Source organism: Pseudoalteromonas piscicida (genome assembly GCF_000238315.3).
Taxonomy (GTDB): Bacteria; Pseudomonadota; Gammaproteobacteria; order Enterobacterales; family Alteromonadaceae; genus Pseudoalteromonas; species Pseudoalteromonas piscicida.
Genome location: NZ_CP011925.1, coordinates 61,558 through 81,021, shown reverse-complemented (window position 1 = coordinate 81,021; position 19,464 = coordinate 61,558). Strand labels below are relative to the sequence as shown.

Here is a 19,464-nt window from a genome sequence, read left to right as displayed (position 1 = left end):
CCTTATGTTTGTGGTACTAAATTTAAAGATGAGTAGCCTCCCGGCTGTTTATTCACATGGATACGGGTGGCGATCCGCTCGCTCATCTGAGCAACATGCGAGATCACTCCAACCTTGCGGCCTTGTGATTGCAACGCGTCTAGTGCATCAATCGCGACACCTAGCGTCTCAGGGTCTAACGTACCAAACCCTTCATCAATGAATAATGAATGTATTTGCACTTTATTTGATGAAAGTGCAGCAAGTCCAAGTGCTAAAGATAAAGATACCAAGAAGGACTCTCCTCCAGACAAGGTGTTGACGCTACGTTGTTCGTCAGCCATGTCTTTATCTATCACCGCAATTTCTAAAGACTGCTCAATATTGGTAAGCAGATAACGTCTAGAAAGCGTATGCAATTGCTGGTTAGCATACTGTAATAAGATTTTTAACGTTTGTGTTTGCGCCCAATTACGCAGCTTTTTGCCTGTTGCGTCGCCTAATAGCTTATCTAACAAATGCCATTGCTCGTAGTCTTGTTGCTGCTGAGCGAGATTTGCCGCTTGCAAAGAGAATTGTTGTTTATTCTGAGCATCGACCTCTAATGCACTTTGCACTTGTAGCAACTGATTTTGAGTTTGCTCAAGTGCTTGCGTCGTCTCGGCATGACTTAGTTTCACTTGTTCACTATCAACTCCATCAGGGTATTTACTTTCAAGTTGGCTGAGTTCTTCACGCTGATGACTAAGCTGCAGCTTAGTGTTTTGAAAAGCTTGCTGAACTTGCGCACACTTTTCTAAATTCGCTCGAGCTTCATCTAACGAAACCTCAAGTAATGCTAATACTTTTACTTTGTCTAGCTGCCCCTGCTGGTCGAGCAACCATTGTTCAAAGCGCACATCAAGTTGCTGCAACCGCAATGTTTGCTCGGCAATTTGCTTTTCTAGCTGCGTCAGGCTGTGCTGAGCCTTTTCACGCTGTGCTTCGGTTTGGCTCAGCGCCAGCTGGGTTTGTGTGATCTGCTCTCGGCTTTGCTGCTCTTGCTGCTTAAGCTCTGCAATCCAATCATCCAAGCTGGTGTGCTGCTGTGGTAAGTATTCAGCACGTTCGTGATTGAGGCGTTCAATATTCTGCTGATGTTGTATAAGCGTATGTTCTAATTCTTCAAGCCGCTGCGCCTCATCTTGTTTTTGTTGACTGACAAGATGTAATTGATGCTCAAGCTGAACTTTATTCGCCGTTAATACATCTGTACGCTCGGTGGTTTTTAGCCAAGTTTGCACCCCTGTTTTAAGTTGGCTGATGGCAGCTTGAGGAGATGAATCAAAGTCTTGCCACCACGACTTATCGGAAATTAACGCTTCAAGCCGATTGCGTAAGGCATCCACTGTCTGTGATAGCTGATCATATTCGGTTCGCAAAAAGGCAATATGATTACCTAAATCATGGTGCTGCTGCTGAAGTGCCTGCCCTTTATGTTTAGCCTGCTCGAGGTGTTGTTGTGCCTGCTGAACCGATTGCCACTGGCGGTCGATATCATTGCGTAACTTGGATAGTTCATTTAGCCGTGACTGTATATTCTCCAGTTGCAATTCAGCTTGCTCAGCGCTGCCAACTTTATACTCATCATTTAACGTATCTAGTCGAGCGCGATTCTCATTTATTTGCTTAGTGCAGTGAGCAATTTCCTGACTGACGGACTGCCATAGTGCATTTTCACGCTCTTTTTCACCGACTTGTTGGTTATAACGCTGCAACACCTGTTCCCGAGCTTGCTCAGCAGCTTGATACTGAGACCGGAAATCCGATAGTAACTGTTCCCAATGGGCATCGATATGCTCCACACCATAAGGATGTTCTTTTGAGCCACACACCATACATTCTTGCCCTGCTCGCAGTTGAGAACGTAAATCGCTGATCCGCTCACTTGCGCGTAACTGCACTTGCTCCAAGTTATCACGAGTTAGGGCTAGACGCTGTTTAGACAACTCATCTTGCTGCTTGGTATCTCGGATCAGTATCTCAAGCCTTTCCAAGCCAATATGATGCTGAGTTTGTTGCGATCGTAACTGATGCAGCAAGGCATCCCCTTCTTCAATACTACGATAGGCTTGCACGCATAGAGACCAGTCCTGCAATGCCAAATTTAGGTCTTGTTGAGTCAAAGGTGCGAGTGCTTCTTTTAACGCGGAGAGCACGCTGGCTTCGGTGTCGTAAACCTTTTGTAGGTGCTGTACCTCAGCCTCATGTTTGCTCAATTGTGTACCTAGCGCTTGCTGTTCGTTCGGTAATTTTTGCAACTGGGTTTCATGATCGTTGCGTTGTTGTTGGTACTTTTGCAGATCATCGAATTGAGGTTGAACCACGCTCCATTGCCTAGCAATATTGCTAACTGAGTGCAAATTCGCTTGCTCATGCTCTAGTTGCTGTAATTCAGTAGCGATCTCGCCTTGTTGTACTTGATACTTCTGTATCGCAGCTTCATGTTGCGCAATAAGATTAGCGTGCTTATCAAGATAGGGCTTAGTTTCTCGTTCTTGCGCTTTGTGTAGGCTCAGCTTTTCATCCAATATACGAATGGTGTTAAAGCTTGCTTCTAACTTTACAAAATTGGTTTGCTGCGTAATAAGCTGCTGTTCCAGTTGCTGCTGTTTTGCTTTGAGCGTTGTAATGGCGGATACAAAATCTTGTTGCTGCAGTGCTAGCTGCTCTTGAGATAGCTGCGCAACGCGTTTATCCGCCAGCTCATGCTGCTCACGATTATCACGCATCTCATTGGCTTTTAAGACTTGCTGCGCATATTCCTGCTGTGGCTTTCCATCTTCTATTTGCTGCTCAAGCGTTTTTAGCCTGTGTTCCACCTCAGTTATTTTTTGCTTTCTTAGCTCGACATCCGCGAGCCATTGCAGCTGAGCTTGCAGCTTTGTGCTTGTCTCTTGTTGTCGATTTCTTGTATCAATCAACGCCAACTTCTGTGCTTCAAGTTCGGTAAGCTGCTCTGGTGACAAGAGCACAATTTGACCTAGCCTATCTTGCAGGGATTGCAGCTCGATTTTCTTTTGTTTGTGCGCTTCAAAAACCGCTTTACCTATATTGCTGAACTTTTCGGTACCCGTAAGACATTCTAGTAACTGAGCCCGTTCATCTCCCCCTGCCTTCAAAAACGCGGAGAATTCATGCTGAGCAAGCAGCACAGCTCGAGTAAACTGTTCAAAGTTAAGCCCGACTAGCTGTTCGATTTTTTGTTCTGTTTCTTTTTTCTTCTCACAGACTAGGGTCATATCAGGTAGGCTAAACAACTCTATAGTGGCGGTTTTTAAATTACCTTTAGGGCTTTTTCTAGCACGCTCTACCGACCAAATAGCTTGATAACGTTTACTATCTTGGGCAATAAAAACCACGCTCGCAGATGCTGCAACACAACCCCGACGCAATAAGTTTCGCGGGTCGTTTAACTTAATGTTATCGCCATTAAAGGCAACTCTCTCTTTGTCATCCGATTTTAATCGTGCGGTTTTGCCATAAAATGCGAGGCAAACCGCATCCAGTAAAGTGCTTTTTCCCGCCCCTGTATCACCAGTAATGGCATAAAGACCGGTGTCTTTGAGTGGTGCCGCAGTAAAGTCGACTTCTGCGCTTTCTATAGAGGCAAGGTTGGTGATTAGTATTTTTTCAAGTTTCATCGCCCTACTCCTCCATGCTCGCGATCACTTCAGCTAATTTTTCATGCAATGTCGTTGGTGCCTTTTCCTGCTCAGGTTCAATTTCGCGATAGGCAATATCCAACAAGGTATTGGGCGATAACGATTCAACTTTGCCCAAATCTTCAAACAACCACTCACTGGCAGCTGCGCCTTTGGACACCCGCTCAATACCACAAAACTTAATATCCTTTCCTTTTAGCGCTTCATCAATCTCGGCTCGAAAGCGGCTATTGGTTTCCGCTGCAGATAATTTTAAGCGAATATAGGGAGCGCTATCGAACTTGCTAAAATCTTGCGCCGCGATAGCTTCGCATAATTCAGTCAAGCGCTTTGCACCATCTTCAGGGATATATAACACATCTTTAAAACGGGGAACGTAAAGGGGGTTTACATCGACCAGACCTTGCTCGTTAAATTCAGCGAGCAATACCTGATGCTTATAATTGCGTTCGGAAAATGACATTGGCAAAGGTGTGCCGCAGTATCTGATAGCACTTTGCTTAGCGACGGTTTGCGCTTTATGTAAATGACCTAGCGCAACATAGTCAAACTGCTCGCCAAACACACCTGCAGATACCGCATCAAAACCGCCAATGTTGAGGTTACGCTCAGAATCTTCAGAAATCGTTCCCCCCTTGGCGTGCAGATGCCCCATTAGCACAATAGGGCCTTTCACTTCTTCTATCGTACTTAGCGCATGCTGATAAGCTAATTGCACCCCTGCTTGATAGTCAAACTCGTCATCTAGCGGTTTTGGTAAATCAGCACTGCGTAAAAATGGCATTGCCACAACATGCATATGCTGCGCTGCGATGGGTAAATCGATAACAACCTGTTCCGGCGCTTGCTTGTTAAAACGTCCAATAACATGGGTGTTAAATAAGGTTAAGAGTGGTTTTGCGGTTTCAATGCGATTAGCGGAATCGTGGTTGCCAGCAATCAGAATAATGTGCAGCTGAGGGCACAGTTGAGATGCTTTTTGGATAAAGGTATACAGTTGCTTTTCAGCACTGGCGGGCGGTGTTGCGGTATGAAAAATATCACCGCTGATCAACAGTACATCGACTTGCTGTTCAACCAGCGCATCGCATAGCCAGTCTAAAAACAGCTGATGCTCTTCACTGCGGTCATGCTCGTAAAACGATTGCCCTAAGTGCCAGTCAGACGTGTGTAAAACCTTCATTTAGCGTTCCTTTTCCTATAGAAACGCTAATATAGCATCGTCGAGCAATATTCGTCTTGTGAATATTGACGCTTTAACAGCTTAGTGAGTCAACTGCCACCAAGCAAAAATGATTATAGGTAATGCCAGTAAAAAGAATTTAGCAGGTAACTTGAAAACACGACTATGCTTATCTTGCACGCGTTTAATCGCCGATTTCTCGTTACAGGCAGCTACTTTATCAACATAAAAATAGCCGTCATCTAAATAATCTTTACAGTTTTGTTCGTCTGCAGGAATTGCAACAAACTTCTCTTGTTTTTTTAGTATGTAGAAATCCATACTGCCCACCACATTCGATTCGCTAAACGGGTATTTAGTACAGAGCAAAACTAACGCCAGTTTTACCCAGAGATTGTAAAGTGCGCGATTTTAAAGACAAACTTGGGTCAATATCAACAACTAATTTTGTTTTCTTTATTTATTTATAAAATGTAGACAATAACCCAGCAAAATACCTTTTTGGCATACAAATTAATTTTTTAGACCACTGTATTTTTTCTATCAAAAACAATAGATTAAAAAACACTCAAAACAGTCTAATTTCAGTCGAGTCCAAATCTTGTTACTTTATCTCAAAACTTTGATTTATGTGTTTTTATTTGTCAGTTTATTGACACGTAGAAGGTTTTATTTGTCTTCCTTTGTCACCATGCAAATCCCCTCTACTCACTCAGAGCAAAAAACTGAAATAAAAATGTTTATCGGTCAATACCTTGGCATGATAAAACGGGAAATAACAATGAAAAAATCAACACCAGCTATGCCTTTATTGGTTGCACTCGCGCTATCCGGTGTCGCACACGCCAGCGCCATTTCACAAACCAAAGGGCATTTTGAAGATAAGTTTCGCCAATTAGATGAAGCCTTACCTACCCCAAATATCTACCGTAGTGCAGCCGGTGAGCCCGGAGAGCGTTATTGGCAACAAAAGGTGGATTATGATATTGATGTAAATTTGGACGAGAAAGCCAAAAGATTAACCGCTACGCAGACCATAAATTACAAAAATAACTCTCCTCACACCCTCAAATATTTATGGCTACAATTAGACCAAAATATCTTCAAAAACGATTCAATCGCTGAACGCACTGCAACTTTTGGGAACGAATTACAGAGTAATCCGGTTGCAAAACATGCAAAAATTTCACTAAATCAACTCAGACGTCAGCAGTTTATGGATGACACAGAACTTGGTTTTGTCATTAATAATGTCAAGGACGGTCGCGGTAAACCGCTCAAGATCACGATTGTTGATACCATGATGCGTGTTGACCTAAACGAACCGCTCAAATCAGGTAAAGATCTGCAATTTAGCATGGACTTCGCCTTTAATATTGTTGAAGAAGATGCGGTTGGCGCACGTTCGGGTTATGAGCACTTTGAAAAAGATGGTAATGACATCTTTTTGCTCGCGCAATGGTTCCCTCGTCTAACGGCGTATACAGATTATGAAGCTTGGACCAACAAGGCGTTTCTTGGCAGTGGTGAATTCACGCTCGAATTTGGTGACTACGACGTTGAAATCACGGTGCCAGCCGATCATATCGTTTCTGCAACCGGTGAGTTAGATAACCCAAAGCAAGTTCTGAGCAAAACCCAGCGTGACAGACTAGCGCAAGCAAAAACAGCAAAACGCCCGGTATTCATCGTTACTGAAGAAGAAGCGCTAGAAAACGAAAAAGCCGGCACAGATGACACTAAAACGTGGCGCTTTAAGGCCAAAAATGTGCGCGATTTTGCTTGGGCTTCATCACGTAAATTTATGTGGGATGCTAAAGGCTATCAGCAAGGTGGTGACGAGCAGCCTCTCGTGATGGCCATGTCATTTTTCCCCAAAGAGGGGGGGGACTTGTGGAAAAAATACTCCACCGAAGCCGTTATTCATACCATGGAAGTCTATTCACGCTTCTCGTTTGATTACCCCTATCCAACCGCGCAGTCGGTAAATGGTCCTGTCGGTGGGATGGAGTATCCGATGATCACTTTCAATGGTCCTCGTACGAAATTGCAAGATGATGGCTCTCGCACCTATTCACTGGCCGAGAAACGTTTTTTAATCGGCGTTGTCATTCACGAAGTAGGGCATATCTACTTCCCGATGATAGTCAACTCAGACGAGCGCCAGTGGACATGGATGGATGAGGGCCTCAACAGCTTTTTAGATGGCGTTGCTGGCCGCGAATGGGATCCCACCATTCCTTGGGGCGTTGAGCCAAGAGATGTTGCTGCCTACATGAAATCTGAAGATCAGTCTCCCATCATGACACAATCAGACAGCGTATTGCACTTAGGTCCAAATGCCTACACTAAGCCAGCAGCGGCTCTTAACATTCTGCGCGAGGTGATTTTAGGTCGTGAGCTATTCGATTTTGCATTTAAAGAATATGCCCTACGCTGGAAATATAAACGCCCAACGCCTGCCGACTTCTTTAGAACGATGGAGGAAGCTTCTGGGGTCGATTTAGATTGGTTCTGGCGCGGCTGGTTTTACAGCACAGATCATGTCGATATCTCATTGGATAAAATCTATCAATTGCGGTTAGACACCAAAAACCCAGACATCGACTTTGGCCGTCTACGTGAGTTTGAAAAGAACAAACCAATGTCGTTATTCGTCAAACGCAATCAAGAACAAGGGCGCGCACTTTGGATTGATAAAAACCAAGACATAACAGACTTTTACGATAGTAATGACCAGTTTACGGTAACCAATGAAGAACGAAATGAGTATCGTGAGTTTTTATCTGAGCTTAAACCTTGGGAAAAACGTACCCTTGAGCGCGCGGCAAAAGAAGACAAAAACTATTATGTGCTTAAGTTTAGTAATGTCGGTGGACTCGTGATGCCAATCTTACTTGAGCTCACGTACCAAGATGGTAGCAAAGAAGAGCGAACTATCCCTGCCGAGATTTGGCGTCGCAATGCCCGTAACGTCAGCAAGCTAATTATTACAGATAAAGATAAGCCGCTTGCATCCGTGACTGTTGATCCGCGATGGGAAACTGCTGACGTTGATATCGAGAATAACCATTACCCAAGGCGCATTATAGAATCCCGCCTAGAACTCTATAAAAAGAAAGAGCGTGAAGGTAAAGTGTATCGCGATATCATGCAAGACGTGAAAGCCGAGCTAAAACCATTCGAAGAGAAAAAGGATAACTAATGAAAACCTGGCGCTTAGCCTGTTTACTGGTGCTGATTTCGCCGCTTTGTCAGGCGCACCAATTAAAAGCAGCGATCACCACTGTTTTATTTAACGAACGCAGTGGCAATATCGAGATCATGCACAGATTTTATCTCCATGATACTGAGCATGCGGTAGAGAGCCTATTTAGTCACAATGCCGATATATTTAACAATGCTGCTGATAGAGTAAGCTTTGCGAATTATGTCAGTAAGCGCGTTGAATTAAAAACAGGCGCAGGTAAAGTGCTGCCCTTAAATTTGGTTGGTGCGGAAATTGATGGCCAATTTTTTTGGGTATATCAAGAAACGCCACTGTTCTCACCAATAAATGAACTTAAAATGCGCCATAATGCACTCAGAGATGTGTGGTCAGAACAAGTCAATTTAGTAAACTTTGAAGGCAAAGGAAAAGTCAGGTCGTTGCACTTTGATGGTAATGATGATTGGCTAAGCGTCACGTTTTAGGTTATCTAACTCGCTAAAGTTAAAAGGCACTCCGGTGCCTTTTTTACTTTATCAACTCAAGTTCTGCGCTAAAGTTAAAGAATACTTTTTAATGCACGATGAGGAAAAGGAATGATAGCCTCAATAAAGCTGGTGTTGACCTGCATATTACTGACGTCATTTAGCGTCTGTGCAAACGATTTAGTGCGCTATAACATCTCTAAAGAATTTGCAGATCCAAAACAAGACTACTACATCGCGTTATTAAGGCTGGCTCTAAATAAGAGCCGCGATAAATATGGCGCTTACCAACTCAGTGAAAACTCTTTCGATCATACCCCTCAAGGACGCACCTTAGAAATTTTGGAGCAAGGGAAGCTTTTAGATGTTCACTGGAGTATGACATCCATCAAAAGAGAAAAGAGTTTAGCGACGGTATATGTGCCGCTACTAAAAGGAATGATGGGCGCGCGTTTATTTCTCATCCACAAAGATACCGAAGAAAGACTCTCTTTGCTTCACTCTCCCGCCCAATTAATGAGTTTCACGCTTGGTAGTGGTATCGACTGGCCCGATACTTCAATCTACGAAAAAAATGGCTTTGTTGTAGTCACAAGCATGGCTTCTTTGCTACCAAAGATGTTAGAAGAAAAACGCTTTGAGCTCTTCCCTCGCGCACTTCACGAACCATGGACAGAGTTACAAAGCATGGATAGCACAGTAGTAGAGTCTAGGTTCGCGTTTTGTTATCCCACTGCTATGTACTTTTTCGTCAATAAAAATAATAGTCGACTCAAGGAACGCCTTAGCTATGGCCTCAACAAAGCAATAGAAGACGGCTCATTTGATAGACTATTTTTCAATCATCCAATTACTCGTGAAGCCATTGCAAAAGCCAAATTTGAGGATAGGAAAGCTTTAAAACTGCAAAACCCAAACTTGAGTGGTCACACAAGGGATACCCTGTTTAACTCCAAATATACTTGGCAACCTATCCACCAGTGTATATCACCCAACTAAACCTAGCTCAGAGCGACAAGCTATTGAAACTTGAATTATCGGCTTTGGTTAATTAATCTGGGGCTGGGATACAGCAGTAAGGGACCTATATTAGTTCAATCATGCTTTTGTAGATTTCTCTGCCTATTCAGTAGTTCATTTTACACGATGGTATCGTACACCAGCGCTGGCTACCTAAAGTTGTCAACTAAAATAAATTCACCATCAATAAATAATAAAAACAAAGAAGGCCATTACCTTGATCAATATTCCAGCCAATATCCCACGCTCAAACAGCCCTATTGGTCGAAAGCTTGGAAACTTGATGCTTAAGATGATGGGATGGAGGATAGCTGGCACTTTCCCAAGTGAAGACAAATTCGTAGCAGCCGTCGCGCCGCATACATCAAACTGGGATTTCTTTATTGGCATTGCTGTCAAGCTTGCACTTGATGTTGAAATTCGTTTTTTAGGCAAGCACACCATTTTTATCCCACCATTTGGCTGGCTATTACGTAAATGGGGCGGTATTCCGGTTAGGCGAGATACACCTCATGGTATGGTCACGCAGGTTCGCGATATCTTCAATGCCAACGACCAATTAATTTTGGGCCTAGCCCCAGAAGGGACTCGTAAATACACCTCAGAATGGAAAAAAGGTTTTATCTACATAGCACAATCCGCCGAAGTCCCCATTGTGCCTATGGCAATAGACTACCGTAGTAAAACTTTTGTTGTTATGCCGGCGATTAACAATACTACAGAGCTCACTCCCGATCAGTTACTTCACCAAGTCAAACAACAGTTTTCAAAACAAATGGCAAAATACCCTGAACACGCATCAGGACTATGAATAAAAGCGTCAACTAAAGCTGAAAACTTTAAATATACAAATCAACTAGATAGAGACTAACAGATAAATAATGCCACTAATTGAAAAAATAAAGTCAATCTAATCAATTACTTTAAAAAGACACACTTTAGTTACATTAGTTTGACAACTCCACTACTTAACACATTTAACCACACCACATTGTAAAGATTTGTTAATGAGATTTATACATATATATCATGAAGATATTTAATTTTAATGAATCCAGATGAAAACACTTGGTAAATTAAAAGTTGATCACAAACCCGCAAAATGAATAGTATTTCACCACTTATTAACGTATTCGTGGTGGATTATGCGATTGCTCATTGTTGCATTACTTGTTGGTTTTATTGGAATTGCTTTTTGGAAAATGATGCCTGAAGCTCAACTTTCACATGCAAATGTAATTCAAGTTTCGAACAACACAGAAGATGAGTCGAAGGCGACCCTAGAGCTTGATACGCTTGAACAAGGTTCTAAGCAAGTCACCATCACAGCAGCGCCAATACAAAAAAGCAGTGACTTTTATGCGGTGAATAAGGTATCGAATAAAGCAAAAGCCGTGCTGTCAGCCGCAAAGGTGTTACCACAAGACTTAAACAATGAAGCTTATATTGAATTTGATTTACCTACACTCAGAAAATTAGAAGGCGGCGATAACTTTGAATTGCTTATTCCGCAAACACAAGAGTCATTTGTAGCAGAAGTGACCGGCATATCCTTAGCAGAAAACGGCGATAAAAGCGTCTTTGGTAAGGTCACAGGTGCTGATGGTCGTTTCCATACCACCGTTTTGACGGTAGGAAAAGACGCCGTATATGGTCAACTCACCGCGCCAAGCGGCAACTATGTATTCGAATCAAAAGACCAATTTGGCTGGATCGCAGCCAAGCGAGACTTATATCGCTCTCACAAAGAAGAAGAACTGCATCCGCATGATAGTCATGACGAAACAGAACGTAACTCAGTGTCTGTGAAGGAAGATATTTTTCAACCCAAAAGTAACGTTAACTAAAAGAAAGGAAAAACAATGAATACAACAGTAAAGGCAGCATCGCTGGCAACAGCACTCGCTCTATCTGCAAGCGCATCAGCAGTCACCGTTGATATCGGCATTCTTTATACTGATCAGTCAGCGGCTGCTACATCAAACATTAACACTAAAATCAATCAGTTGATTGCGTTTACAAACCAAGTTTACAGCCAAAATGGTATCGATCTGCAACTACGTCTTGCAGGCACGCAAAATTTAGGTAACTACAACATCACACCAACGAGTACTTGGTTAGATTCTGTGACTAACAGCAGCTATGTAGCTAACCTACGTAATACTTGGCGTGCAGATATGGTTGCAGTACTTGGTACAGGTGAGCGCAATGGTAACTACATCACATGTGGTCTAGCTTGGGTAGGTCAAGGTAGCAATGGCAACCTATATTCAAGCATGAGCAACCGTATGTTCAGCATTACAGGTATCGATTGTGGTGCAACAACATTTGTTCATGAGCTTGGTCACAACCAAGGTCTAGCGCATTCACGCAAACAAGGTGACACCAGCGGTGGTGTATACGTTGACGGTATGGGCCACGGCGTACAAGACAACTTCGCCAGTATCATGGCTTATCCACATGTATTTGGTAATGCAACACAGTACGACTACTTCGCTAACCCGAACTGGTCTCTTGGCGGTGTGCCTTACGGTGTAGTTGGTCAATCATATGCTTGGAAAACGGTAGATGCGACTAAAACGAGCATCGCAAACTTCAAGTAATCGCTTGACGTTCAAGTTTCAAACTAAAACACACCCAAACCCGCGCTCTTAGCGGGTTTTTTCGTGCTTAGTATGCTTACTTTGCCAACCATTGATTGATTTCTTTATACATAAAGTCGCGGATTAGAGGTTGTGCTTCTTTGTTTGGGTGTAAGTTATCGTTTTGCATTAACTCCGGTTTGTCCGCCACTTCTAACATAAAGTAGGGCATTAGATAGCTACCGGTTTGCTCTGTCACTTGTTGGTAGCTCTCAGTAAACATACTGGTATAACGTGGACCTAAGTTAGGAGGTATTTGGATTTCCATTACGGCAACGTTGGCGCCAGCTTGTTGACTAGATTGCACCAGTTGTGTGAGATTTGCCTTTAACCTTTTAACAGGGAAGCCACGTAAACCATCATTACCGCCCAATTCGATTAATACATGAGTAGGCGAAATCGTTTTCAATTGCTGATTTATTTTTGCCACAGCATTACCTGTTGTTTGACCGCTAACGCTAACATTGATAATTTCGATCGGATTTTGTTCTGTTTCGTATTTATTTTGTAACAATTTAACCCAACCATCATCTTGTTTCAGGCCATAAGCGGCGCTTAAGCTATCACCAACTATCATGAGTTTTTGCTTGGCATTTGCGCTTAACGGCGTCATTACAATAACAAGTATGAACAACAACTTTAGGAAATAGTACTTCATGTCAGTGCTTTCTCAGTTAAATATGATCCAAGTAAAAGGCCTTACTAAACAGGTCTCGACCGTCGAAGGTAATCTCACTATCCTTAGTGATATCGATTTCACTGTCAAGTCAGGTGAGTCCGTGGCAATCGTTGGCGCTTCAGGCTCTGGTAAGTCAACCTTACTTAGTTTGCTTGCCGGCTTAGATATCGCATCCAAAGGAGAAGTTCATTTAGATGGCGAATCATTGCAAAAAATGGATGAAGAAGCTCGAGCTCAACTGCGAGCAGAAAAAGTCGGCTTCGTATTTCAGTCATTTATGTTAGTGCAAAGCTTAACCGCGCTTGAAAATGTGATGCTTCCTGCTGAATTAGCTGGGGACAAAGGTGCGAAAAATCAAGCGACAGAGTTATTAGAAAAAGTTGGCTTGTCTCATCGACTAACTCACTATCCCTCACAACTTTCGGGTGGTGAGCAGCAGCGAGTGGCTATAGCCAGAGCCTTTGTTGGCAAACCCAAAATCTTATTCGCCGATGAACCATCAGCCAATCTAGACAGTAAGAACGGCCATCTTATCGAGCGTTTACTGTTTGACCTAAACAAAGAGAATGGCACCACTTTGGTGCTTGTTACCCATGATGAGCAACTCGCTCAACAGTGTGATCGCATCATTCATATTGAAGCTGGAAAACTAGAAGTAATAAAACAAGGAGCGGCTGTCAATGTGGTTTAAGTTAGCACTTACTTTATTCTCTAGGGAATTAAGACGAGGCGAGCTCACCATCATCCTAGCTGCAATTGCGCTTGCAGTATTGACTGTGTTTAGCTTGTCTTCCATTACCGAGCGGATCCGTTTGAATCTAGAACAAAAATCCGCAGATTTTATCGCTGCTGACAGGCGGCTTTCGAGCAACCATGATTTCGACGACCGAGTATTGACCACAGCACGAGAGTTTGGCTTAAATACCGCCAAGCAAGTGTATTTTGACTCGATGTTATTTGCCAACGATGAGTTAATTCTTGGCGCGCTAAAAGCTGTGACAGAAACCTATCCACTTAGAGGTAAACTTACTTTAAGAGATAGCCTTAATGGCGAGAATTACCAAGTTCAAGCCGCCCCAAAAAAGGGCAATGTATGGCTCAGCGAAGGCTTGTTTTATTCCCTTAGTCTTAAAATTGGCGACGTGGTAGAAATAGGGGCAGGGCAGTTTACCGTGAGTAAGGTGCTTATTAGCGAGCCTGATGCCCCTTTCTTCTCGCTGACGGGGAACAAACGCGTCCTTATTAATTATGATGATATTGCGGTGACGAAAGCCATTCAACCCGGAAGCCGAGTATTTTATCGCCTACTATTTTCGGGCACAGAGCAGCAGCTGGGAGAGTACTACACTTGGCTCAAGCCGCAACTCAAGAGCAACCAATCTTGGCAGGGAATAAAAGACAGGCAATCACCTTTAGGTGAAAACTTAGCTCGTTCGGAGAGCTTTTTACTCCTTGCTGGATTGTTCGGTATCATGCTCGCTGCCGTAGCGATGGCGGTTTCTGCAAAGCGCTATTGTGAGCGCCAATATGATCCTGTCGCCATGATGAAAACTCTCGGTGGTAGTCGCAAAACCATCCGCCGTATTTATCTTTTACACCTTTCTTTAGTGACCTTTTTTTCCGTTGTAGTCGGTCTTGCTATCGGTTACGGGCTGCAAAGTATTGGGGCCGCTTACCTGATTAACTTTATGGATACAGCCCTGCCTGAAGCAGGCTTCAGGCCTTGGCTGTTGAGTATTGCTGTGGGTGTAGTGTGTGCAATGATGTTTTCATTAAAACCACTATTAGATTTATTTGATATCCCGCCGCTGCGCGTCCTAAGACGTAACCTCGGAGACACCATCGCGATTAGCCGAATTCATATGGCGCTCTCGGTATTAACTATTTTTGGATTAATGTGGCTATTTAGTCGCGATATTAAGATCACCGCGATTTTATTCGGCGCAACCTTGCTACTCATGGCCGTGCTATACGTGATCTCAAGACTGTTATTTTCAGCGGGCAGAAAACTGGGGTTGAGCCCTGGCTCAAGTTGGTCTCTTGCCATTGCCACACTGCAAAAACGTGCTAATGCAAATGCGGTACAGCTTATTAGCTTTGCTCTGGCTATCAAATTAATGTTGTTTTTAGTGGTACTGAAAAATGACATGATCTCAGATTGGCAGATGCAAGTTCCAGAAGACGCACCTAATGCGTTTTTTATCAATATCATGGAACAAGAAATTCAGCCAATGCAAAGCAAACTCGATGAAAGTGGCATCAAACATGAACATTTTTACCCCGTCTTTTTGGGCCGTGTCAATGCGCTAAATGGCGAAGAGTTTGCGCGCCGGGTCTCACTACAAGAAGGTGAAGAAAAAGACGAAGATGCACGAGAAGGGGTAGGGCGCGAGCTCAACCTTACCTGGCTAGATGAATTGCCAGCGGGCAATGAAGTAGTCGATGGCGAATGGTTCGATGATTCTGATGCGCTTCAAGTTTCCGTCGCTCAAGGGCTCGCCGAACGGGTAGGGATAAAAGTGGGGGACACGCTTAGCTTTCTAATCAATAGTCAAACAATTGAAGCCAAAGTAACGAGTTTACGTAGTGTCAATTGGGGCTCGCTGAAACCTAACTTTGTGATGATATTTAACGATAAAATCGCCGGCCAATTCCCAGTGACTTACTTTACTGCCGCCAAGCTTGAAATAGCAGACACTAAGGTTATTAGCCAGTTTTTGAAAGCGTATCCGACAATTAGCATGATCGACATTCAAAGCCAGCTCAAACAGGCGCAGTCGATGATTTCTCAAGTCTCACTGGCGATTAGCTTTGTACTTAGTATCGTGCTTATCAGCGGTTCTTTGGTGCTCATTTCTCAGGTTCAGGCAAGCCTTGCCGAACGTATGCAAGAAATCGTTATCTTGCGCACTCTCGGTGCCAAAGGTCGTTTGATAAAACTCGCCACGCTTTATGAGTTTTTATTACTTGGCGGATTAGCAGGGCTGGTAGCTGCCGTGGTCAGTGACATTGCACTGTTGGTGATCCAAGTCCAAACATTCGATGTGGATGGCCGCTTGCACCCCTATATTTGGCTATTAGGGCCTGCAACTGGCGCAACGTTCGTCGCTGTAATTGGTTACTTTATGGTGGCGAATACCATGAAACAAAACACACAAGGACTACTACACAAACTCGCATAAAACTTCGAAAAGCCTAAAAAGTGGCTCACCGTTACCATCAGTGAGCCACTCATCTCGCAAAAGCAAAACTCCATCGTCTTGATCTTTACAAACTTCAATTACGTACCTACCTTTAAGTAGGGCTACGCAGTACATATGCGAAACCAAAGGATATTAAAAATGGATAGGATACCGGTTAAAGGCATCATTTTTGACCTAGATGGCACACTAGTGACATCTGAACTCGATTTCTCACTTATTCGGGCACAAATTGGCTGTCCGGTAGGGCAAGACTTACTCAGTTTTATCAGTGGATTGCCTTCACCTTATATGCGTGAAGAGGCCATGAACATCGTCCACCAACATGAATTATGTGACGCACAGCACTGTGAAGTTATTCCTGGGGTTAAGGAGTCTATTGCGCACCTTTCGAGAATGGGTGTCCCGCTTGCCGTTGTGACCAGAAACTTTGCAAAAGCGGCGCGACTGAAGCTTAAAACAGCGGGATTGCCAATCCCATTGATTTTAACGAGGGACGACGCGCCAGCCAAACCAGACCCAGCCGCACTGCTGCAAGTTGCTCAGACCTGGCAAGTGCCACCTTATCAATGCGTTTATGTTGGCGATTACCTCTACGATATAGAGGCGGCACATAACGCCAATATGCCATCATGCTTGTTTGCCCCCAATGACAAACCTCACTACGCAGAGCAAGCAGATGTCGTCATTAGTCACTTTGCTGAGTTAGTTGATGCGCTGTACACGCTAGACATGAGAAGACACCGCTACTTAGCCTAGCGCAATAACATTGAAGCTATCAGTTATGTGTTATTTGGTAGTTTGCCTTTTTTCCCTCAGTCGACTCAAATGACCCTTTGTCACCCACCGCAATCGCGTCAACATCGCTCTGTACCACCGTAAAATTACTATGTGCTTTACCGTGCTTAAAACGACCGTCGTGCATCAATACAACTTTGCCTTGTTGCCCAGAAAAGCACCCGATTACTGCTTCAAAGCCATTAAATTCAACATCTCCTTCTTCGGTATAGTGAAGCTGATAATAAACTTCGCTACTGCCTTCAATTTCGCCGTCATAACTGAGGCTCACCACGGCTTTGGAGAGTTTAGCACCATCATCAAATTGTTTTTCTGTGGTTTCTTGCCAATTGATAATTTCGTACACACCTGTTAGTTGCATCGCATTTCCCTTAATTTTATAGTAGAAGAGTTTGACCTTGCTCTGCAGTTTCATGCAGCTTGTTTTAAATCTAGCACGCAATTTAAAATTGGTATTGTAAAAACACGACAACAAACAATGAGCTCTATCCATAACAAGGCAGCGATGAAATCTAACCTTAGCCCAATCAACGGCGTACTTCACCAACAGCAAAGCGCGCCAAACTACCAGCTTAGACGGTATTTCCCATGCACAGAGTTAAAAGATCTTGTCGAGCAATTTTGGTTTGTCGACTGGTGTTTGCCGGATAATAAAACCCATACACAAAGAAACTTACCAGATCCCAACTTTCATTTGCTGCAAAGTACCGATGAAATAAAAATTATTGGCCCTGTAAGCAAAGTATACGATTACACAATGCATGGAAAAGGGCAGATCTTGGGAATTAAATTTAGGGTAGGTGCCCTAGTAGCGCAATTTAATATCACCCCTTTGGCATGTGTCGATAAAACCTTTTCTTTGGAGCATCTTTGCGATGTGCCATCGAGTTCGCTTATTTCTTCATTAACGGCGGCAAGTGATGATGCAGAGCGGGTAAAAGTGCTATCACAATTTTTAATGTCGTTTACACTCCCTCAAAGCACTGGTGCTGCTATGGCTGAATATATTCTCAACACCTTGCAAGATCACAGCGATATTTTTACGGTTGAGCAACTTGCTAAACACTGCGACATGCCAATACGAAAAATACAAAGGCTTTGCCAACACTACATAGGTTTTAGTCCTAAATGGCTAATTCGAAAGTATCGCCTGCACCAAGCACTTGCACTGCTGGAATCCAATGTGACTACGATGGCAGATATTGTTGCTCAGTTGGACTATACCGATCAGTCCCACCTTATAAGAGATTTTAAAGAAATAATCGGCACCACTCCCATTCGTTATCTCAAGCGTCCCTAACAGGTACTTCGCCTCTATGTGTTGTAATGCCCCTTTACAACGCCACAACGCAATGACACTTAAGCCTCAATCGCTTTACACATTAGTGCAATTGCACCGCTTGTCATCGAGACATTTAACGCTTCTCTATCTGGGTTACACTCCATAGCGAGTGCAAAACCATGTAGATAATCAACCAGTAAGCAAATCGCATCTTGTTGTGCCTGCCCTTGTAATTCAAGCGTTTGAGTCACTTCTTCAAATCGAGTTTGAAATACTTGAGCTGGACCTACTGAGTCCATTGACAGCAGCACAGTTAACAACCCTGGATAGTCATCGAGTAGCTGTAAATAACTTGCACTGAGCTTTTGTAGTTCTGTTTGCCACGGTTCATCGCAGCTAGGTTCATAGATTTCATCGACTAAAGAGCAGGTCAAAGCTTCGAGCAAAGCCTGTTTGTTTTTAAAGTAATGATAAATTGCCATCGCATCGACATTTAGGCTGCTCGCCAACGCTCGAATACTAGGTACTTTTCTACTTTCCTTCATCTGCAATTTGGCTGCTTGTATGATCCGCTCCTGACTTAGTGCTTCACCTTCCGCTAACGGTCGGCCACGCTTCTTATCCTTGACACTCATTGTTTACTCTCGCTAAGATAAAATAAATTCTACACTGTAGAATTTATTTTATCTTGAAATGGTTTAGGGTTCAATTGGAGTATAAAATGGCAAACATCGTCTATATCGGGGCAAGCCTAGACGGCTTTATCGCCGATAAAAACAACTGCTTAGACTGGCTACACGATTTACCCAACCCTGAAGGTTCAGACTTGGGGTTCGCCGATTTTATGGCCCGCGTAGATGCCATCATCATGGGACGTAATACCTTTGAGACAATCCAAGGATTTGATTGCGAATGGCCATACAATAAACCTGTTTTTGTATTAAGTAATACGCTTAAAGAAGTACCAAAAGTTTTTTCAGATAAGGTATCGCTTGTGCGAGGTGAACTGACAGATATCGCCGAACAACTGGCTCAGCAGGGCTTTAAAAACCTTTACATTGATGGCGGAAAAACCATACAAAGCTTTCTTCAACAAGATCTCATTGATGAGCTAATTATCACGACCATTCCAACTATTTTAGGTAGTGGAACACCTTTATTCGGAGAATTAAACGAACCGCTTAAATTTAGACATGTGAATGCTGTGAGATATTTAGATTGCGTGGTAAAAAATTACTACGTACGCCAAAGATAACCCTAAGAAGGCGCTTAAAATAAGCGCCT

The 19,464-nt window shown here is 43.3% G+C and carries 17 protein-coding genes; 11 read left to right on the top strand and 6 right to left on the bottom strand.

Features of this window, described 5'->3' with window-relative positions:
• Positions 1 to 2: 2 nt before the first annotated feature.
• The 3 genes from PPIS_RS19815 to PPIS_RS19805 form a co-directional block, all read right to left on the bottom strand.
• Positions 3 to 3,662 carry an AAA family ATPase gene (locus PPIS_RS19815; RefSeq protein ID WP_010376064.1) on the bottom strand — a complete coding sequence of 1,220 codons (3,660 nt, stop codon included), beginning with the start codon at positions 3,660 to 3,662 and terminating at the stop codon, positions 3 to 5.
• 4 nt (positions 3,663 to 3,666) lie between these two features.
• Positions 3,667 to 4,866: an exonuclease SbcCD subunit D gene (locus PPIS_RS19810; RefSeq protein WP_010376066.1), complete on the bottom strand. Its 1,200-nt coding sequence runs from the start codon at positions 4,864 to 4,866 to the stop codon at positions 3,667 to 3,669.
• A gap of 81 nt (positions 4,867 to 4,947) precedes the next feature.
• A complete protein-coding gene (locus PPIS_RS19805; protein WP_010376069.1) occupies positions 4,948 to 5,187 on the bottom strand; it encodes a hypothetical protein in 240 nt (79 codons plus the stop codon).
• A gap of 460 nt (positions 5,188 to 5,647) precedes the next feature.
• On the opposite strand from PPIS_RS19805, the gene PPIS_RS19800 reads away from it, so the two are divergent.
• The 6 genes from PPIS_RS19800 to PPIS_RS19775 all read left to right on the top strand — a co-directional run bounded on the left by PPIS_RS19800 (position 5,648) and on the right by PPIS_RS19775 (position 12,182).
• The gene (locus tag PPIS_RS19800; protein WP_010376072.1) at positions 5,648 to 8,071 is read left to right on the top strand and encodes a M1 family metallopeptidase; all 2,424 of its coding nucleotides are present in this window, start codon (positions 5,648 to 5,650) and stop codon (positions 8,069 to 8,071) included.
• Positions 8,071 to 8,559, top strand: a complete 489-nt coding sequence (locus PPIS_RS19795) for a DUF6702 family protein (protein WP_010376075.1) — start codon at positions 8,071 to 8,073, stop codon at positions 8,557 to 8,559. Before PPIS_RS19800 ends, PPIS_RS19795 begins: the two co-directional genes overlap by 1 nt.
• Positions 8,560 to 8,670: 111 nt before the next feature.
• The gene (locus tag PPIS_RS19790) at positions 8,671 to 9,558 is read left to right on the top strand and encodes a hypothetical protein (protein ID WP_010376078.1); all 888 of its coding nucleotides are present in this window, start codon (positions 8,671 to 8,673) and stop codon (positions 9,556 to 9,558) included.
• Positions 9,559 to 9,796: 238 nt separating this feature from the next.
• Positions 9,797 to 10,390 (top strand): 1-acyl-sn-glycerol-3-phosphate acyltransferase, encoded by a 594-nt coding sequence (locus PPIS_RS19785; protein ID WP_010376081.1) that lies wholly within the window; start codon positions 9,797 to 9,799, stop codon positions 10,388 to 10,390.
• 334 nt (positions 10,391 to 10,724) lie between these two features.
• Positions 10,725 to 11,426, top strand: a complete 702-nt coding sequence (locus tag PPIS_RS19780) for a hypothetical protein (RefSeq protein WP_010376083.1) — start codon at positions 10,725 to 10,727, stop codon at positions 11,424 to 11,426.
• A gap of 15 nt (positions 11,427 to 11,441) precedes the next feature.
• On the top strand, positions 11,442 to 12,182 hold the full coding sequence (locus PPIS_RS19775) for a reprolysin-like metallopeptidase (protein ID WP_010376086.1): 741 nt from the start codon (positions 11,442 to 11,444) through the stop codon (positions 12,180 to 12,182).
• A 76-nt stretch (positions 12,183 to 12,258) separates the two neighbouring features.
• Here the strand turns inward: PPIS_RS19775 and PPIS_RS19770 are convergent, their stop codons facing one another.
• A complete protein-coding gene (locus PPIS_RS19770) occupies positions 12,259 to 12,879 on the bottom strand; it encodes an arylesterase (protein ID WP_010376088.1) in 621 nt (206 codons plus the stop codon).
• Between PPIS_RS19770 and PPIS_RS19765 the strand changes: the two genes are divergently transcribed.
• The 3 genes from PPIS_RS19765 to PPIS_RS19755 all read left to right on the top strand — a co-directional run bounded on the left by PPIS_RS19765 (position 12,878) and on the right by PPIS_RS19755 (position 16,859).
• Complete coding sequence (locus PPIS_RS19765; protein ID WP_010376092.1) at positions 12,878 to 13,591, top strand: ABC transporter ATP-binding protein; 714 nt, start codon at positions 12,878 to 12,880, stop codon at positions 13,589 to 13,591. The two genes, PPIS_RS19770 and PPIS_RS19765, sit on opposite strands and share 2 nt — an antisense overlap.
• Complete coding sequence (locus PPIS_RS19760) at positions 13,581 to 16,082, top strand: ABC transporter permease (protein WP_010376094.1); 2,502 nt, start codon at positions 13,581 to 13,583, stop codon at positions 16,080 to 16,082. The genes PPIS_RS19765 and PPIS_RS19760 overlap by 11 nt, the downstream gene beginning before the upstream one ends.
• A gap of 159 nt (positions 16,083 to 16,241) precedes the next feature.
• Positions 16,242 to 16,859, top strand: coding sequence for an HAD family hydrolase (locus tag PPIS_RS19755; RefSeq protein WP_010376096.1), 618 nt, complete (start codon positions 16,242 to 16,244; stop codon positions 16,857 to 16,859).
• A gap of 19 nt (positions 16,860 to 16,878) precedes the next feature.
• Here the strand turns inward: PPIS_RS19755 and PPIS_RS19750 are convergent, their stop codons facing one another.
• Complete coding sequence (locus PPIS_RS19750) at positions 16,879 to 17,259, bottom strand: DUF3224 domain-containing protein (protein WP_010376098.1); 381 nt, start codon at positions 17,257 to 17,259, stop codon at positions 16,879 to 16,881.
• Between the two features lie 144 nt (positions 17,260 to 17,403).
• On the opposite strand from PPIS_RS19750, the gene PPIS_RS19745 reads away from it, so the two are divergent.
• Positions 17,404 to 18,198, top strand: coding sequence for a helix-turn-helix domain-containing protein (locus tag PPIS_RS19745; RefSeq protein ID WP_248694181.1), 795 nt, complete (start codon positions 17,404 to 17,406; stop codon positions 18,196 to 18,198).
• Between the two features lie 59 nt (positions 18,199 to 18,257).
• Here the strand turns inward: PPIS_RS19745 and PPIS_RS19740 are convergent, their stop codons facing one another.
• On the bottom strand, positions 18,258 to 18,815 hold the full coding sequence (locus PPIS_RS19740) for a TetR/AcrR family transcriptional regulator (RefSeq protein WP_010376101.1): 558 nt from the start codon (positions 18,813 to 18,815) through the stop codon (positions 18,258 to 18,260).
• Between the two features lie 86 nt (positions 18,816 to 18,901).
• On the opposite strand from PPIS_RS19740, the gene PPIS_RS19735 reads away from it, so the two are divergent.
• Positions 18,902 to 19,435: a dihydrofolate reductase family protein gene (locus PPIS_RS19735; RefSeq protein WP_010376104.1), complete on the top strand. Its 534-nt coding sequence runs from the start codon at positions 18,902 to 18,904 to the stop codon at positions 19,433 to 19,435.
• Positions 19,436 to 19,464 lie beyond the last annotated feature (29 nt).

Excerpts from the sequence above, each read along its gene's own strand:
- PPIS_RS19815 (WP_010376064.1), bottom strand. The coding sequence starts at position 3,662 with ATGAAACTTGAAAAAATACTAATCACCAACCTTGCCTCTATAGAAAGC.
- PPIS_RS19810 (WP_010376066.1), bottom strand. The coding sequence starts at position 4,866 with ATGAAGGTTTTACACACGTCTGACTGGCACTTAGGGCAATCGTTTTAC.
- PPIS_RS19805 (WP_010376069.1), bottom strand. The coding sequence starts at position 5,187 with ATGGATTTCTACATACTAAAAAAACAAGAGAAGTTTGTTGCAATTCCT.
- PPIS_RS19800 (WP_010376072.1), top strand. The coding sequence starts at position 5,648 with ATGAAAAAATCAACACCAGCTATGCCTTTATTGGTTGCACTCGCGCTA.
- PPIS_RS19795 (WP_010376075.1), top strand. The coding sequence starts at position 8,071 with ATGAAAACCTGGCGCTTAGCCTGTTTACTGGTGCTGATTTCGCCGCTT.
- PPIS_RS19790 (WP_010376078.1), top strand. The coding sequence starts at position 8,671 with ATGATAGCCTCAATAAAGCTGGTGTTGACCTGCATATTACTGACGTCA.
- PPIS_RS19780 (WP_010376083.1), top strand. The coding sequence starts at position 10,725 with ATGCGATTGCTCATTGTTGCATTACTTGTTGGTTTTATTGGAATTGCT.
- PPIS_RS19775 (WP_010376086.1), top strand. The coding sequence starts at position 11,442 with ATGAATACAACAGTAAAGGCAGCATCGCTGGCAACAGCACTCGCTCTA.
- PPIS_RS19765 (WP_010376092.1), top strand. The coding sequence starts at position 12,878 with ATGTCAGTGCTTTCTCAGTTAAATATGATCCAAGTAAAAGGCCTTACT.
- PPIS_RS19770 (WP_010376088.1), bottom strand. The coding sequence starts at position 12,879 with ATGAAGTACTATTTCCTAAAGTTGTTGTTCATACTTGTTATTGTAATG.
- PPIS_RS19760 (WP_010376094.1), top strand. The coding sequence starts at position 13,581 with ATGTGGTTTAAGTTAGCACTTACTTTATTCTCTAGGGAATTAAGACGA.
- PPIS_RS19755 (WP_010376096.1), top strand. The coding sequence starts at position 16,242 with ATGGATAGGATACCGGTTAAAGGCATCATTTTTGACCTAGATGGCACA.
- PPIS_RS19750 (WP_010376098.1), bottom strand. The coding sequence starts at position 17,259 with ATGCAACTAACAGGTGTGTACGAAATTATCAATTGGCAAGAAACCACA.
- PPIS_RS19745 (WP_248694181.1), top strand. The coding sequence starts at position 17,404 with ATGAAATCTAACCTTAGCCCAATCAACGGCGTACTTCACCAACAGCAA.
- PPIS_RS19740 (WP_010376101.1), bottom strand. The coding sequence starts at position 18,815 with ATGAGTGTCAAGGATAAGAAGCGTGGCCGACCGTTAGCGGAAGGTGAA.
- PPIS_RS19735 (WP_010376104.1), top strand. The coding sequence starts at position 18,902 with ATGGCAAACATCGTCTATATCGGGGCAAGCCTAGACGGCTTTATCGCC.